The sequence below is a fragment of the Pseudomonas sp. P7759 genome, assembly GCF_013386445.1.
Classification (GTDB): domain Bacteria; phylum Pseudomonadota; class Gammaproteobacteria; order Pseudomonadales; family Pseudomonadaceae; genus Aquipseudomonas; species Aquipseudomonas azotoformans_A.
The window spans coordinates 113040-129393 of record NZ_JACART010000026.1; the positions used below are offsets into that span (position 1 = coordinate 113040).

Here is a 16354-nt window from a genome sequence, read left to right on the forward strand (position 1 = left end):
GGGGGCCGCCCTATAGGGGAGAGGGGTTTGAACTGGTGCCGTTATCATAGTAATCGCCACTCTTGCTGAAGTATTGATAGCAATTAATCAGTGGCACTCGGAGAAGTCTGGTTCAGCACTTGAGTGTAACTTTAAATATGTAGAGCACTAAAACTCACAGACACTTACAACGTTTAAAACTATAAAAAACCAATGCGTCGCCATCCATCAAGCATTGATGGCGACGCAGGCTTCATTCAATCCCTACCTGATTGCGCCCGTTATGCTTGGCCGTATAAAGGCCCTTATCCGCCGCCAAGATCACCTGCCGGCAATCCGTCCCCTGCTGCGGTGTCATTGTCGACAACCCAATGCTGATAGTCAGGCTCGAACCCTCGGTCGGTGCGTTATGCGGGATTTTCAGTGCTGCCACCGCCATCCGCAGTTTTTCAGCCACCAGTCGCGCCCCTCCGGGCGAAGTATTCGGCAATACCAACGCAAACTCCTCACCCCCATAGCGCGCCGGCAAATCCGAAGGCCGACTGCTGGCCTCACGAATGGTCGCCGCCACCTTGCGCAAGGCTTCATCACCCTCAACGTGCCCAAAACTGTCGTTATAGGTCTTGAAGAAATCCACATCAATCATCAACAACGACAACTGAGTCTGATCACGCATGGCCCGACGCCACTCCAGCTCCAGGTATTCATCAAAGTGACGACGGTTGGACAGCCCGGTCAGGCCATCGGAGTTCATCAGCCGTTGCAGTACCAGATTGGTGTCCAGCAACTGTTGCTGGCTGACCCGCAGCGCACGATAAGCCGCATCCCGCTGCAACAGGGTCATGTACGAGCGCGAGTGATAGCGAATACGCGCCACCAACTCGATGTTGTCCGGCAGTTTGACCAGATAATCATTGGCCCCGGCCGAAAACGCCGCGCTCTTGATCAGCGGATCTTCTTTGGTGGACAGCACGATAATCGGGATATTCGCGGTGGCCGGGTGATTACGGTATTCACGCACCAGGGTCAGGCCGTCGAGGCCCGGCATCACCAGGTCTTGCAGGATCACGGTCGGCTTGATACGGATCGCCTGGGCAATCGCCTGGTGCGGGTCGGCACAGAAGTGGAAGTCGATGTTTTCTTCATGGGCCAGGCCACGCCGGACGGCTTCGCCGATCATGGCCTGGTCGTCGACCAACAACACCATGGCGGCGTTTTCGTCGGTCTTGATGTCGTCGATCTGTAAATCATTCATGTGCAGTCACCTGAATTACTACCTGCAAGCCGGCACCGCGAGAAGTCATGTTCACTTTGCAAAGACCTCCAGCAATCGGGGCGCAATTCTGTCCAGTGGGCGAATTTCAACAGCAGCATCAATTGCCGCCGCCGCTTTGGGCATGCCATACACCGCCGAGCTTTGCTGATCCTGGGCGATGGTCAAATAACCTTGTTCACGCAGCAACTTGAGGCCCTGGGCCCCGTCGCGCCCCATGCCGGTCAGCAGTACGCCGACGGCATCGCCATTCCAATGGCTGGCCACGCTTTCGAAAAACACATCGATAGAAGGCCGGTATATCTCGTTCACCGGCTCTGCGGTATAGGCCAACGTGCCATTTTTCAATAACCGAATGTGGTGGTTGGTGCCGGCCAGCAGCACCACGCCGCTTTGCGGGGGCTCGCCTTCACGGGCCAGGCGCACCGGCAGGCCGGAGGCGCTGCCCAGCCACTCGGCCATGCCGGCGGCGAACACCTGGTCCACATGCTGCACCAGCACAATGGCCGCGGAAAAGTCCCGGGGCAAGCCCTTGAGCAGGATTTCCAGGGCAGCCGGGCCACCGGCCGATGAACCGATTGCCACCAGGCTCTGGCGTTTACCGGTGGCACGTTGCGGCGCTGCCTCGGCACGTACGCGGCTGCCGCGCTGGCCGATCAGCCAACCAATATTGAGGATTTTACGCAGCAGCGGCGCCGCCGCATCCTTGGGGTTGCCCACGCCCAGGGGCGGTGTGTCCACCACGTCCAGGGCGCCGTGACCCATGGCTTCGAACACCCGGCTGACGTTGGCCTGGCGGTCGACGGTCACAATCACGATGGCGCACGGGGTCTCGGCCATGATCTGGCGGGTGGCTTCCACGCCGTCCATCACCGGCATGATCAGGTCCATCAGAATCAGGTCCGGCGTCAGCTCGGCACAGCGCTGCACCGCTTCCAGGCCATTGGCGGCCACCCAGACCACTTGATGCGCTGGCTCGAAGCTCAAGGCGCGGCGCAGGGCCTCCACCGCCAGGGGCATGTCATTGACGATCGCAATCCTCATGCGCGCGCGCCTCCGATCAGCTCCACCACGGCGTCCAGCAGGGCGTCATCATGGAAACTGGCTTTGGCTAAATAATAGTCGGCGCCGGCGTCCAGTCCACGGCGTCGGTCTTCTTCGCGATCCTTGTAGGACACCACCATCACCGGCAAAGATTGCAAGCGACTGTCTCGGCGCAAGAGTGTGACCAATTCAATACCGTCCATACGAGGCATATCAATATCAGTGATCAACAGGTCAAAGTCTTCGGAGCGCAAGGCGTTCCAGCCGTCCATGCCATCGACCGCCACGGCCACTTCATAACCACGATTAAGTAACAATTTGCGTTGCAACTCACGCACCGTCAACGAGTCATCCACCACCAACACCCGCTTACGCGGTGCCTCGGTGGTTTGTTGGCTGCGCCGGGCAATCCGTTCCAATCGACCGGTATTGAGTAACTTGTCCACCGAACGCAGCATGTCTTCAACGTCAACGATCAACACCACCGAGCCGTCATCCAGCAATGCGCCGGCGGAAATATCCTGGACCTTGCCCAGGCGATCATCCAGCGGCAGCACCACCAGGGTACGCTCGCCGATAAAACGCTCCACGGCAATTCCATACACGGCGTCGCGCTCGCGGATCACCACGACCTTCAAGGTGTCCGACTGACTCTGCCCCGTCGGGCGCTGCAACAACTGGCTGGCGGCGACCAGGCCAACATGCCGGCCCTCATGCCAGAAATGCTGGCGGCCTTCCAGTTGCACGATGTCGTCCGGCGCCAGGTCGCACATGCGCTCAATATGGGCCAATGGGAACGCGTAGGCTTCTTCGCCGACTTCCACCACCAGGCTGCGCACCACCGACAGGGTCAATGGCACTTCCAGATGGAAACGACTGCCCTGCCCCGCCGTCTGCTCAAGTACCACTGCGCCGCGCAGTTGGCGGACCATATGCTGCACCGCATCCAGACCGACACCACGCCCGGACACTTCGGTGACCTTGTCGCGCAGGCTGAACCCCGGCAGGAACAGGAACGTCAGCAATTCTTCTTCGCTCAGGCGCAGAGCGGTTTCCAGCGGCGACAGATGCCGGTCGACGATGGTGCCGCGCAGGCGTTCCAGGTCGACGCCATTGCCGTCATCACTCAATTCAAGTACCAGCAAGCCGGCCTGGTGGGACGCGCGCAGGCGGATCAAACCTTCCTCCGGCTTGCCCGCCAGCAGGCGTTGCTCAGGCATTTCGATGCCGTGGTCAACGGCATTGCGCAACAGATGGGTGAGCGGCGCTTCGAGCTTTTCCAATACGTCACGGTCGACCTGGGTCTTTTCGCCCTCGATCTCCAGGCGTACCTGCTTGCCGAGGCTGCGGCCAAGATCGCGCACCATGCGTACTTGGCCGGCCAGCACGTCGGCAAACGGGCGCATGCGGCAGGCCAGTGCGGTGTCATAGAGCACCTGGGCACGCTGTCCGGCCTGCCAGCCAAATTCGTCCAGTTCGGCGGTTTTTTCCGCCAACAGGGCTTGAGCTTCACTGAGCAAGCGGCGGGTATCGGCCAGTGCTTCCTGGGCTTCCAGGTTCAGATTTTGGGTCTTGAGTTGCCCGTCCAAGGCATCCAGGGCCCGCACACTCTGGCTTTGAATACGTTTGAGGCGCTGCAGGCTGACCAAATAAGGCTTGAGCCGCTGGGTTTCCACCAGGGATTTGCTCGACAGATCCAGCAGACTATTTAAGCGTTCGGCAGTCACCCGCAACACACGCTCACCGCCTTCGGTCATGCGCTTGTTCTGGCGCAGCGGCTCGGCGGCCACCGGCGGCGCTGGCGCGGGCTCCGGCGGCAGTTCTTCAACCACAGGCGCAGGTTCCGGTGGCGGCAGTGGCGCTTTGACCGGCGCCTGGGACGGGTCCAACAGGCGCTCCATCAACGCCACATAGGCTTGGATATCCGCAGGCCCCACGTCATTGCCGGGCGTGGCGATGCGCATCAGCAGGTCGGTGCCTTGCAGCAACGCATCAATATGTTCGGGTTGAAGGTACAGGCGACCTTCCTGCGCGCTGACCAGGCAATCCTCCATCACATGGGAGACGCTGACGCCCGCGTCGACCCCGACGATTCGCGCCGCGCCCTTGAGCGAGTGGGCAGCGCGCATGCAGGCCTCAAGCTGGTCGGCCTGGGTCGGGTTGCGCTCCAGGGCCAGCAGGCCCGCGCTCAGCACCTGGGTCTGCGCGTCGGCTTCCAGGCTGAACAGCTCCAGCAGCGAGGCATCGCGCATCTGGTCGGGGGTCATGTGAGGCTCCGGGTCACGGCGGACAACAATTGCGCCTCGTCCAGCCAACGCAGGCTGCGGCCTTTCCACTGCAACACACCTTGGGTGTAGCGCGCGCTGGCCTGGGTGCCGGAGGCCGAAGCCGCCTTCAAGGTGCGCTCATCGATGGCGTGGATACCGTCGACTTCATCCACCGGCACCACTACCGGGCCGTCTTGGGCGGCGATGATCAGCATGCGCGGCATGATGCGACCACCGCTGGCGCCGTTGCTGGTGGTTTCCAGGCCCAGCAGTTCTACCAGCGACAGGCACGCCACCAGCGCGCCGCGCACATTGGCCACTCCGAGCAAGGCGCGCGAGCGTTGGTGGGGCAGGGAATGTATCGGTTGCAAGGGCGCCACTTCCACCAGGCAGCGGGTGGCAATGCCCAGCCATTCTTCGCCGAGACGGAACATCAGCAAGGAACGGGTGACCACGTCTTCGCCCAACTCAGCAGCGGTATGCGCGCGGTGCGCATCCTGATGCAAGGCGTAGCGGTCCAGCAATCGCGTGGCTGCCGCCGAGTACACCGAGCAGTTGCGGCAATGGATATGGTCCGCCAACAGCGGGCAGGATTTGTCGCCATGGATGCCGATGCGGTTCCAGCAGTCGTCGATGGCTTGGGTGTCGGCCAGGGTCAGGTCCAGGCCGGCGGTGTCGAGCGCTTCGGTGTTACTCATCGTTTGGACTCACTGTCAGCTCGCTCGCTACGGGCAGCCCGCGCCTGCAGGCGGCGCGCCCCCGCACTGTCACCCTGGGATTCGAGCAACGCGGCCAGGTGCATCAAGGCCTGCGGGTGCTGGGGTTCCAGGTACAAGGCTTTTCGATAATAACCCTGGGCTTCCAGGGCACTGCCAGCCACGTCGCTGAGCAGCCCGAGCCAGTAGAACACCTGGGCGGCCGGCGGGTGGTTGCTCAAATACTGCTCGCACGCGGCACGGGCCTCGGTGCTCTTGCCTTCATTGGCCAAGGTGGCGATGCGGCTGAGCAGGTCGCCCGCATCGGTGTGCGGCGCCTTGATCGGCACCACTTGAGCGCTGGCCGTGCTGAACGGCCGTGGTTTGGTCGGAATCGGTGCGGCACTGCGTTGCGGGATAGGCGCGGCAATCGGTACAAACACGGGCTCCGGCTTGACCGGCTCGGCATGCCGACTGAAGGCAAACGACTGCGGCACCCCGATTGAACGCATGCCATGGCGCCCCAGCAGGCTGCCTTCGGCCGGGCCGATAAACAGCACGCCGTCCACGTGGGTCAAGCTCTTGAGCACGTCGAACACTTGCTTCTGGGTCGGCTGGTCGAAGTAGATCAGCAGGTTGCGGCAGAACACGAAGTCGTAGCTCGCCTCATTCACCAGCAAGCCCGGATCGAGCAGGTTGCCCACTTGCAGGCGCACCTGTTCGCGCACACGGTCGGCAATGTGGTAACCGTCGCCATACTCGGTGAAATGGCGATCGCGAAAGGCGATATCGCCACCGCGAAACGAGTTCTTGCCATACACCCCGCGCCGCGCACGCTCCACCGACAGCGGGCTGACATCCAGGCCCAGCACCTTGAACTGGTGTGGCGCGAGGCCAGCGTCTAGTAATGCCATGGCAATCGAATAAGGCTCTTCACCGGTGGAGCACGGCAGGCTGAGGATACGCAGTGCGCGCATCTGCTTGATTTCGATCAGCCGCGCCTTGGCCAAGCGGGCCAGGGTCGCGAACGATTCGGGGTAACGGAAAAACCAGGTTTCGGGGACGATCACCGCTTCGATCAGCGCCTGCTGCTCATCCTCGGAACTTTGCAGGTGCTGCCAGTACTCGCCGGCCGTCTGCGCATTGACGGCCTGGCTGCGCTGACGCAACGCGCGCTCGATGATGGCTTCGCCCACCGACGCGACATCCAGGCCGATGCGCTCTTTAAGGAAGGCAAAGAACCGCGGATCGCTGCTCATAGGCTCAGCTCGGCAGAAAACAGGACGGCGCGCACCTCATCGGTGAGCAGGTCGTTCACGCCGATCCATTGCATCAAGCCCAACGCGTCTTCGCGTACCGGCCCCAGGTACGGCGCCTGGCGGTTGTCGAGGCCGTAGGGCTGAAATTCCGTCGGGTCGCAACGCAGCGTGTCGGTGGCCTGCTCCAGGATCAGTCCCAGCCAGCGCGCTTCAATCCAGGGCTCGGGCTGGTAATTGACCAGTACCAGCCGCGTGCTGGTGCGCGCCTGGGCGGCGGTGCCAAAGGTCAAGGCACTGAGGTCGATCACAGGCACCAGCGCGCCACGGTGGGCAAAAATGCCCGCCACCCACAGCGGCGCATGGGCGATGGGTTTCAACGGCAGGCGCGGCAGCACCTCGGCCACTTCGGTGGCCTTGAGGGCGTAACGTTCGTTGCCGATGCAGAACACCAGGAACAACGCCTTTTTCGCTGCCGGGACGGCGCCGCGTTTAGCCGCGAGGTCGCTCATCAGACTTTGAAACGCGACACGCCGCTGCGCAGACCGACCGCCACCTGGCTCAGCTCGTCAATGGCAAAGCTGGCCTGGCGCAGAGACTCGACAGTCTGGCTGCTGGCATCGCCCAGTTGCACAAGGGCGTGGTTGATCTGCTCGGCGCCGGTGGCCTGGGCCTGCATGCCTTCGTTGACCATCAACACCCGCGGCGCCAGGGCCTGGACCTGATGGATGATCTGCGACAACTGCTCGCCCACTTGCTGCACTTCAAACATGCCGCGACGCACTTCTTCGGAGAACTTGTCCATGCCCATCACGCCAGCGGACACCGCCGACTGGATCTCGCGCACCATCTGCTCAATGTCGTAGGTGGCCACGGCCGTCTGGTCGGCCAAGCGACGCACTTCGGTGGCCACCACGGCAAAACCGCGTCCATATTCACCGGCCTTCTCGGCCTCGATCGCGGCGTTGAGCGACAGCAGGTTGGTCTGGTCAGCAACCTTGACGATGGTCACCACCACTTGGTTGATGTTGCCGGCCTTTTCATTGAGGATCGCCAGCTTGGCGTTGACCAGGTCGGCGGCGCCCATCACTGAGTGCATGGTTTCTTCCATGCGCGCCAGGCCTTGCTGGCCGGAACCGGCGGCGACCGAAGCCTGGTCGGCGGCGGTGGACACTTCGGTCATGGTGCGCACCAGGTCCTTGGACGTGGCCGCGATTTCACGGGAGGTGGCGCCGATTTCGGTGGTGGTCGCAGCGGTTTCAGTGGCGGTGGCCTGTTGCTGCTTGGAGGTGGCGGCGATCTCGGTCACCGAGGTGGTGACTTGCACCGATGAACGCTGGGCCTGGGACACCAGGGCCGTCAGCTCGGTCATCATGTCATTGAAGCCGGTTTCGACAGCGCCGAACTCGTCCTTGCGCTCCAGGTTCAAGCGTTTGCTCAAATCGCCGTCGCGCATGGTTTCGAGGATGTCGACGATACGCTGCATCGGCGCCATGATCGCGCGCATCAGCAACAGACCGCACAGGCCGGCGGCGAGGATGGCGACGGCGAGCGACACGGCCATACTGATCTTGGCCGACAGCACCGACTCGTCGATTGCCGCAGTGGCGCGGTCGGAGACGTTTTTGTTTTCGGTGATGATGTCGTTGAGCTTCATGCGCCCTTCGGTCCAGATCGGCGTCAGTTGCTCTTCCAGCAACGTACGCGCACCCTCCAGGTCATTGGCGTCGACGCGCTCCAGCAATTGCGCCAGTACCTTGTTATAGGTGATATGCGCGGCCTTGAAGTTGTCGAACTCCATACGGTCGGCCTGACCATGAATGGTCTTTTCGTAGTTGGCCATCTGCTGCGCAATACGCGCCTCGAAAGACTTGTAGTCCGACTTATCCGTATTGGTGAGGGTTTTTTCGTCGCGCAGGCCGATGATATCGATGGTCTCCAAGTAGCTGTCGACCCATGCACTACGGATCATCGAACTGAGATAGACCCCCGGCACCGCGTCGTCCCGGACGGCTTCCTGGCTGGCTTCGATCTTCAGCAACCGTGAATAGGAGACCACAACCATTAACAGCATGATGGCGATAATGACCGCAAAGCTTGCCAAGATCCGTTGGCGCAAGGTCCAGTTCTTCACAGTAATTCCTCGAAGGGCCGATCAAATGCCGGGGAGTATAGCTGAGCACAAGCGCTCATTTATCAACAGGTTTTGATGTAGCGCTTACAGAATGCAAAAACACCCCGGGCCTTTATGGCATCCGGGGTGTCTTCGATAAAGCGATGGGCTCAGAGCGCCGCTTGGCGCACCTGTTTTTCCAGCTCCAGCTTCAAACCCGGCTCCAGTTTCAGTTGGCGCGCCAGTTCGTCGAGGTAGGCCTTCTCCATAAAGTTCTCCTCATCCACCAGCATCACGCTGGCGATGTACATCTCGGCGGCCATTTCCGGCGTGCCGGCAGCCCGCGCTACGTCGGCCGGGTCGAGGGGTTTGTTGAGTTCGGCGTGCAGCCAGCTTTGCAGTTCGCGGTCGTTGTCCAGCTTGGTGAATTCGCCTTCGATCAGTTCGCGCTCGCGTTCGTCCACATGGCCGTCGGCCTTGGCGGCGGCGACCAGTGCCTTGAGGATGCCTTGGCTGTGTTGCTCGACCTGGGCCGGTGGCAGGCGGTCGATGGTCTGCGGCTCGCCTTGGGGTGCATTGGCCTGGTTGGCCTGCCAGTTGCCGTAGGCTTTGTAGGCAATCACGCCCAATGCCGCCAAACCGCCGTAGGTCAGGGCCTTGCCGCCGAATTTGCGGGCTTTTTTGTTGCCTAGCAGCAGGCCCATGGCGCCGGCCGCCAAGGCACCGCCGCCCGCGCCACCGAGCAGGCTGCCCAGGCCGCCACCGCCGAGCAAACCGCCCAATGCACCTTTGTCGTCCTGTTTACGCTGGCCGCCAGCCTTGTTTTGCAACATGTCCTGGCCAGACTTGAGCAACTGATCGAGCAATCCACGGGTATTCATTCGTAGCCTCCAGACACTAGGGTTCATAGGACCAATAGGCCCCCAGCGTAAAACTAAGTGCCAAAAAGCCTCGATCTAGAGTGCTTCCAGATGTAACGCGGCCGCCCTTCGCTTAAATCGATATACACTCGAACAAATCTATAAAAACACCCCACTGGTAATTCCAGCATGATGACCTTGCGTCAAATCCGGCATTTTATCGCCGTGGCCGAGACCGGCTCGATCTCCGCCGCCGCGCAGACCGCGTTCATTTCCCAGTCCACGTTGACCCTGGCGATCCAGCAATTGGAGCAGGAAATCGGCGTCAACCTGTTCAACCGGCATGCCAAGGGCATGACCCTGACCCACCAGGGCCATCAATTCCTGCGCCAGGCGCACCTGATCCTTGCCACTGTCGACAACGCCAAGCGCAGCCTGCAACAGAGCACCGACCAGGTCGCCGGGCAACTGATCATCGGCGTGACCAGCCTGGTGGCCGGTTATTACCTCGCTGACCTGCTGACGCGATTCCAGCGCGCCTACCCCAATGTGGAAATCCGCGTGATGGAGGATGAGCGCCCGTATATCGAGCATTTGCTGGTCAGCGGCGAAATCGATGTGGGCGTGCTGATCCTCTCCAACCTCGAAGACCGCCATGCCTTGCAGACCGAAGTCCTCACCCACTCCCCGCACCGCTTGTGGCTACCGGCGCAGCATCCACTGCTGGAACACGACAGCATCAACCTGGCCGATGTGGCGCGTGAACCGCTGATCCAGCTGAACGTCGATGAAATGGGCCACAACGCCCAGCGCATGTGGACCGGCGCGGGCCTGCAACCGCGCGTGACGTTGCGCACCGCGTCCACCGAAGCCGTGCGAAGCCTGGTGGCGGCGGGCCTCGGCGTGTCAATCCAGCCGGACATGACCTACCGGCCTTGGTCGCTTGAAGGCGACATCATTGAAGCCCGGCCGATTGCCGACCTCAGCCAGACCCTCGACGTCGGCCTGGCCTGGCGCCGTGGCACCGCACGTCCGGCGCTGGTGGACCCGTTCCTGACGGTGGCCCGCGAACAGCCGCACCCACGCAAGCCATCTATTTAATCGAATGCTGCATTCAGTATTTAGTATTTGTTGACCTCGCGCCTGACCTCTAGTCTCTGTTCATCCCATAAGAGAAGGTCAGGCGCCTTGTAAGAGAACGCCCATGGCCACACAAGAAAAGAGATCGCGAAAAATGTCCGGCGCTCCCACCCCGCTGCTCACTGCGTTGCTGATCGACGGCGAACTGGTCCAGGGCCAGGGTTTTGCCGAGCCGATCCTCAACCCGGCCACCGGTGAAGTGCTCACCCAGATCGCCGAAGCCAGCACCGAGCAGGTCGAAACCGCGATCCTTGCCGCCCACCGCGCCTTTGCCGGCTGGTCGCGTACCACGCCGCAGCAGCGCTCGAACATCCTGCTCGGCATCGCCGACGCCATCGAAAAACAAGCGGATTTCCTGGCCCGCCTGGAATCCCTGAACTGCGGCAAGCCATTGCACTTGGCCCGCCAGGATGACTTGAGCGCCACCGTCGATGTATTCCGCTTCTTCGCCGGGGCTGTGCGTTGCCAGACCGGGCAGTTGAGCGGTGAATACTTGCCGGGCTACACCAGCATGGTGCGTCGCGATCCGATTGGCGTGGTGGCCTCGATTGCGCCGTGGAACTACCCGTTGATGATGGCCGCGTGGAAGATCGCCCCAGCCCTGGCCGCCGGTAATACCCTGGTGTTCAAGCCGTCGGAACACACGCCACTGTCGATCCTGGCCCTGGCCCCCGTGCTTAAAGAGCTGCTGCCACGTGGCGTGATCAACATTCTGTGTGGCGGCGGCGAAGGCGTCGGCAGTCACTTGGTCAGCCATCCCAAGGTGCGCATGGTCTCGCTGACCGGCGATATCGTCACCGGGCAGAAAATCCTGCAAGCCGCCTCCAAAACCCTCAAACGCACACACCTGGAATTGGGCGGCAAGGCGCCGGTGATCGTGTGCAACGACGCCGACCTGCAAGCCGTGGTCGAAGGCGTGCGCGCCTATGGCTATTACAACGCCGGTCAGGACTGCACCGCCGCGTGCCGCATCTACGCCCAGGCCGGGATCCACGACAAACTGGTGGCTGAGCTGGGCGCAGCGGTCAGCAGCCTGCGTTTTGCCGGCAAGCGCGATGCCGACAATGAGCTCGGCCCGCTGATCAGCACGCGTCAGCGCGACCGCGTCGCCAGTTTTGTCGAACGCGCCCTCGGCCAGCCGCATATCGAACGCATCACCGGCGCCGCCGTGCATTCCGGTGCGGGCTTCTATTACCAGCCGACCTTGCTCGCCGGCTGTAAACAAAACGATGAAATCGTGCAGCGCGAAGTGTTCGGCCCGGTGGTCACCGTGACCCGCTTCGACGAGCTGGAACAGGCGGTGGACTGGGCCAACGATTCTGAATACGGCCTGGCCTCCTCGGTGTGGACCCAGAACCTGGACAAGGCCATGCAGGTGGCGGCGCGCCTGCAATACGGCTGCACCTGGATCAACAGCCATTTCATGCTGGTCAGCGAAATGCCCCACGGCGGCTTGAAGCGCTCGGGGTATGGGAAGGATCTGTCCAGCGATTCGCTGCAGGACTACAGCGTGGTGCGCCACATCATGGCGCGCCACGGCCAGCATCTTTAAAACAACAACTAAGCTGTTGCGTTACCGGCTTCAAACACTGCCCCGACCATAATTAAAGAAGAGGGAACCCCCATGTCTGCGCACAAGACCGCACTGCTCAGTGCCCTGACCACTGCACTGCTGGCCAGCGCCAGCCTCCAGGCCGCCGAACCGCTCAAAGCGGTGGGCGCCGGTGAAGGCCAGTTGGATATCGTCGCCTGGCCCGGTTACATCGAACGTGGCGAAAGCGACAAGGCCTACGACTGGGTCAGCGGTTTCGAGAAGGAAACCGGCTGCAAGGTCAACGTGAAAACCGCCGCCACCTCTGACGAAATGGTCAGCCTGATGGCCAAGGGCGGGTATGACCTGGTCACCGCATCGGGCGATGCGTCGCTGCGGTTGATCGTCGGCAAGCGTGTGCAGCCGATCAACACCTCACTGATCCCCAATTGGAAGAACATCGACCCGCGCCTGAAAGATGCGCCATGGTATGTGGTCGGCCAGCAAACCTACGGCACCCCGTACCAGTGGGGCCCGAACGTGTTGATGTACAACACCAACGTGTTCAAGACCGCGCCCACCAGCTGGAATGTGCTGTTCGAAGCGCAGAACCTGCCGGACGGCAAGCCGAACAAAGGTCGCGTGCAGGCGTATGACGGCCCGATCTACATCGCGGACGCGGCGCTGTACCTCAAGTCGACCCAGCCGGAACTGGGCATCCAGAACCCCTATGAACTGACTGAAACCCAATACAAGGCCGTGCTCGAATTGCTGCGCGCGCAACAACCGCTGATCCACCGTTACTGGCACGACACCACCGTGCAAATGAGTGACTTCAAGAATGAAGGCGTAGTGGCCTCCAGCGCCTGGCCGTATCAGGTCAACGGCCTGCAGAACGAGAAACAGCCGATTGCCTCGACCATTCCAAAGGAAGGCGCCACCGGCTGGGCCGACACCACCATGTTGCACAGCGAGGCCAAGCACCCGAACTGCGCCTACAAGTGGATGGACTGGTCGCTGCAGCCGAAGGTCCAGGGCGACGTTGCCGCCTGGTTCGGTTCGCTGCCGGCAGTGCCTGCGGCGTGCAAGGAAAGCGAGTTGCTCGGCGCCGAAGGCTGCAAGACCAACGGTTTCGACCAGTTCGACAAGATCGCCTTCTGGAAAACTCCGCAGGCTGAAGGCGGCAAGTTCGTGCCGTACAGCCGCTGGACCCAGGATTACATTGCGATCATGGGCGGCCGCTAAAGGTCCCTGCAGAGACTGCTTCTTGTGGTGAGCAGGCTTGCCCTGCGCGGGGCAAGCCCGCTCACCACAAAAGCCCGATTTTCACCGTTTCAGCGCAGCACCCATGCATCCTCGTTTTTTCAGAAGTCCAGGCCGGGCCGCTGCGACGACCCGCGCCTTTTTGGAGCACCGCACCATGACGCTTGCAGTCCAATTCACCCACGTTTCCCGTCAGTTCGGCGAAGTGAAAGCCGTTGACCGGGTTTCCATCGACATCCAGGACGGCGAGTTCTTTTCCATGCTCGGCCCTTCCGGCTCGGGCAAGACCACCTGCCTGCGCCTGATCGCCGGGTTCGAGCAGCCGAGCGCAGGCTCGATCCGCATCCATGGCGAGGAAGCCGCCGGCTTGCCGCCGTATCAGCGTGATGTAAACACTGTGTTCCAGGATTACGCGCTGTTCCCCCATATGAATGTGCGCGACAACGTGGCCTACGGCCTCAAGGTCAAGGGCGTGGGCAAGGCCGAACGCCTGAACCGTGCAGAAGAGGCGCTGGCGATGGTCGCCCTCGGCGGCTACGGCGACCGCAAACCGGTGCAACTGTCCGGCGGCCAACGTCAACGGGTCGCCCTGGCCCGCGCCTTGGTCAATCGTCCACGGGTATTGCTGCTGGATGAACCCTTGGGCGCCCTCGACCTCAAGCTGCGCGAGCAGATGCAAAGCGAGCTGAAAAAGCTGCAACGCCAGTTGGGCATCACCTTTATCTTCGTGACCCACGACCAGACCGAAGCGCTGTCGATGTCCGACCGCGTCGCCGTGTTCAACAAAGGCCGCATCGAGCAGGTCGACACCCCGCGCAACCTCTATATGAAACCGGCCACGTCGTTCGTCGCTGAGTTCGTCGGCACCTCCAACGTGATTCGTGGCGAGCTGGCCCAGCGTCTAAGCGGCAACCCACAGCCCTTCTCGATCCGCCCGGAACATGTGCGATTTGCCGAAGGCCCGCTGGGCGCTGGCGAAGTGGAAATCAGCGGCTTGCTCCACGACATCCAGTACCAGGGCAGCGCCACCCGCTATGAACTGAAGCTGGAAAACGGCCAGGCCCTGAATATCAGCCAGGCCAACAACCAGTGGCTGGATATCAGCAGCGGCCATCAAGTCGGCCAGCCGATCACCGCGCGCTGGGCCCGTGAAGCCATGGTGCCGCTGACCGATATCGCAGGCGAGGTGTGACATGAGCCTGGCCCTTTCCCAACCGCCGATGCGCAGGTTTTCCAACCTGCTGTACCGCAAGCCCAACCTCTACCTGGCGATGCTGCTGGTGCCGCCGCTGATCTGGTTCGGCGCGATCTACCTCGGTTCACTGCTGACCCTGCTGTGGCAAGGTTTCTATACGTTTGACGACTTCACCATGGCGGTCACTCCGGACCTGACCCTGGCCAACTTCGCCGCGCTGTTCCAGCCGTCGAACTTCGACATCATCGTGCGCACCCTGAGCATGGCGGTCGTGGTGTCGATCGCCAGTGCCGTCGTCGCCTTCCCCATCGCCTACTACATGGCGCGCTACACCACGGGCAAGACCAAGGCGTTCTTCTACATTGCGGTGATGATGCCGATGTGGGCCAGCTACATCGTCAAGGCCTACGCCTGGACCTTGCTGCTGGCCAAGGGCGGTGTGGCGCAGTGGTTTGTGCAGCACCTGGGTTTGGAGCCGGTGTTGCAGTTCGTGCTGGGCATTCCCGGCGTGGGCGGCAGCACCTGGAGCACCTCGCACCTGGGGCGCTTCATGGTGTTTGTCTACATCTGGCTGCCGTTCATGATCCTGCCGATCCAGGCGTCCCTGGAACGTTTGCCGCCCTCATTGCTGCAAGCGTCGGCGGATTTGGGCGCCAAGCCGCGCCAGACGTTCATGCAGGTGATCCTGCCGCTGTCGATTCCGGGGATTGCCGCCGGCTCCATCTTCACCTTCTCGCTGACCCTGGGCGACTTCATCGTGCCGCAACTGGTGGGCCCGCCGGGCTACTTCGTCGGCGGCATGGTCTACGCGCAGCAAGGCGCCATCGGCAACATGCCCATGGCGGCGGCGTTCACCCTGGTGCCCATCGTGCTGATCGCGGTTTACCTGTCCATCGTCAAACGCCTGGGGGCCTTCGATGCACTCTGAAAAATCTTCCATGGGTCTGAAGATCGCAGCTTGGGGTGGACTGGTGTTTCTCCACTTCCCGATCCTGATCATCTTCCTCTACGCCTTCAACACAGAAGAAGCGGCGTTCAGCTTCCCGCCACAGGGCTTCACGTTGAAGTGGTTCAGCGTGGCCTTCGCCCGGCCGGATGTGCTGGAAGCGATCAAGCTGTCGTTGCAGATTGCGGCCATCGCTACCCTGATCGCCATGGTGCTCGGCACCCTGGCCTCGGCGGCGCTGTATCGCCGTGAGTTCTTTGGCAAGCAAGGTGTGTCGTTGATGCTGATCCTGCCGATTGCGCTGCCGGGGATCATCACCGGTATCGCGTTGCTGGCGACGTTCAAGACGCTGGGCATCGAGCCGGGGATGTTCACCATCATCGTCGGCCACGCGACCTTCTGCGTGGTGATCGTCTACAACAACGTCATCGCCCGCCTGCGCCGTACCTCCCACAGCCTGATCGAAGCCTCGATGGACCTGGGCGCCGACGGCTGGCAGACCTTCCGCTACATCATCATGCCCAACCTGGGCTCGGCGCTGCTGGCCGGCGGCATGCTCGCCTTTGCGCTGTCGTTCGACGAAATCATCGTCACCACCTTCACCGCCGGTCACGAACGCACCTTGCCGTTGTGGCTGCTCAACCAACTGAGCCGCCCACGGGATGTGCCGGTGACCAACGTGGTCGCGATGCTGGTGATGCTGGTAACGATGTTCCCGATTCTCGGTGCCTATTACCTGACGCGCGGCGGTGAAAGCGTGGCCGGTAGTGGCGGTAAATAATTGTTTGAAGA

At 61.8% G+C, this 16354-nt stretch carries 14 protein-coding genes; 6 read left to right on the forward strand and 8 right to left on the reverse strand.

The features are described from left to right. Window positions 1-232: 232 nt before the first annotated feature. The 8 genes from HX823_RS20055 to HX823_RS20090 form a co-directional block, all read right to left on the reverse strand. Window positions 233-1234 carry a diguanylate cyclase domain-containing protein gene (locus HX823_RS20055; RefSeq protein WP_033899969.1) on the reverse strand — a complete coding sequence of 334 codons (1002 nt, stop codon included), beginning with the start codon at window positions 1232-1234 and terminating at the stop codon, window positions 233-235. A gap of 51 nt (window positions 1235-1285) precedes the next feature. Further along, entirely contained in the window at window positions 1286-2296 is a 1011-nt protein-coding gene (locus tag HX823_RS20060; RefSeq protein WP_038849278.1) for a chemotaxis response regulator protein-glutamate methylesterase, read from the reverse strand. Further along, entirely contained in the window at window positions 2293-4563 is a 2271-nt protein-coding gene (locus HX823_RS20065) for a hybrid sensor histidine kinase/response regulator (protein ID WP_038849282.1), read from the reverse strand. Before HX823_RS20065 ends, HX823_RS20060 begins: the two co-directional genes overlap by 4 nt. Further along, window positions 4560-5261, reverse strand: coding sequence for a chemotaxis protein CheW (locus tag HX823_RS20070; RefSeq protein WP_038849285.1), 702 nt, complete (start codon window positions 5259-5261; stop codon window positions 4560-4562). Before HX823_RS20070 ends, HX823_RS20065 begins: the two co-directional genes overlap by 4 nt. Beyond that, window positions 5258-6517 carry a protein-glutamate O-methyltransferase CheR gene (locus HX823_RS20075; RefSeq protein WP_177076267.1) on the reverse strand — a complete coding sequence of 420 codons (1260 nt, stop codon included), beginning with the start codon at window positions 6515-6517 and terminating at the stop codon, window positions 5258-5260. Before HX823_RS20075 ends, HX823_RS20070 begins: the two co-directional genes overlap by 4 nt. Next, complete coding sequence (locus HX823_RS20080) at window positions 6514-7026, reverse strand: chemotaxis protein CheW (RefSeq protein ID WP_038849287.1); 513 nt, start codon at window positions 7024-7026, stop codon at window positions 6514-6516. Before HX823_RS20080 ends, HX823_RS20075 begins: the two co-directional genes overlap by 4 nt. Beyond that, window positions 7026-8648 (reverse strand): methyl-accepting chemotaxis protein, encoded by a 1623-nt coding sequence (locus HX823_RS20085; RefSeq protein WP_038849289.1) that lies wholly within the window; start codon window positions 8646-8648, stop codon window positions 7026-7028. Before HX823_RS20085 ends, HX823_RS20080 begins: the two co-directional genes overlap by 1 nt. A 149-nt stretch (window positions 8649-8797) precedes the next feature. Beyond that, a complete protein-coding gene (locus HX823_RS20090; protein ID WP_177076269.1) occupies window positions 8798-9508 on the reverse strand; it encodes a tellurite resistance TerB family protein in 711 nt (236 codons plus the stop codon). Window positions 9509-9676: 168 nt separating this feature from the next. Between HX823_RS20090 and HX823_RS20095 the strand changes: the two genes are divergently transcribed. The 6 genes from HX823_RS20095 to HX823_RS20120 all read left to right on the forward strand — a co-directional run bounded on the left by HX823_RS20095 (window position 9677) and on the right by HX823_RS20120 (window position 16343). Further along, window positions 9677-10588 carry a LysR family transcriptional regulator gene (locus tag HX823_RS20095; RefSeq protein ID WP_003209548.1) on the forward strand — a complete coding sequence of 304 codons (912 nt, stop codon included), beginning with the start codon at window positions 9677-9679 and terminating at the stop codon, window positions 10586-10588. Window positions 10589-10721: 133 nt separating this feature from the next. Further along, a complete protein-coding gene (locus HX823_RS20100) occupies window positions 10722-12179 on the forward strand; it encodes a gamma-aminobutyraldehyde dehydrogenase (protein WP_177076271.1) in 1458 nt (485 codons plus the stop codon). Between the two features lie 72 nt (window positions 12180-12251). Beyond that, the gene (gene ydcS, locus HX823_RS20105) at window positions 12252-13403 is read left to right on the forward strand and encodes a putative ABC transporter substrate-binding protein YdcS (protein WP_038849295.1); all 1152 of its coding nucleotides are present in this window, start codon (window positions 12252-12254) and stop codon (window positions 13401-13403) included. Window positions 13404-13578: 175 nt separating this feature from the next. Continuing rightward, window positions 13579-14613, forward strand: a complete 1035-nt coding sequence (locus tag HX823_RS20110; protein WP_177076273.1) for an ABC transporter ATP-binding protein — start codon at window positions 13579-13581, stop codon at window positions 14611-14613. 1 nt (window position 14614) lies between these two features. Then, window positions 14615-15544, forward strand: a complete 930-nt coding sequence (locus HX823_RS20115) for an ABC transporter permease (RefSeq protein WP_177076275.1) — start codon at window positions 14615-14617, stop codon at window positions 15542-15544. Beyond that, window positions 15534-16343 carry an ABC transporter permease gene (locus HX823_RS20120; protein WP_012722540.1) on the forward strand — a complete coding sequence of 270 codons (810 nt, stop codon included), beginning with the start codon at window positions 15534-15536 and terminating at the stop codon, window positions 16341-16343. The genes HX823_RS20115 and HX823_RS20120 overlap by 11 nt, the downstream gene beginning before the upstream one ends. Window positions 16344-16354: the final 11 nt, after the last annotated feature.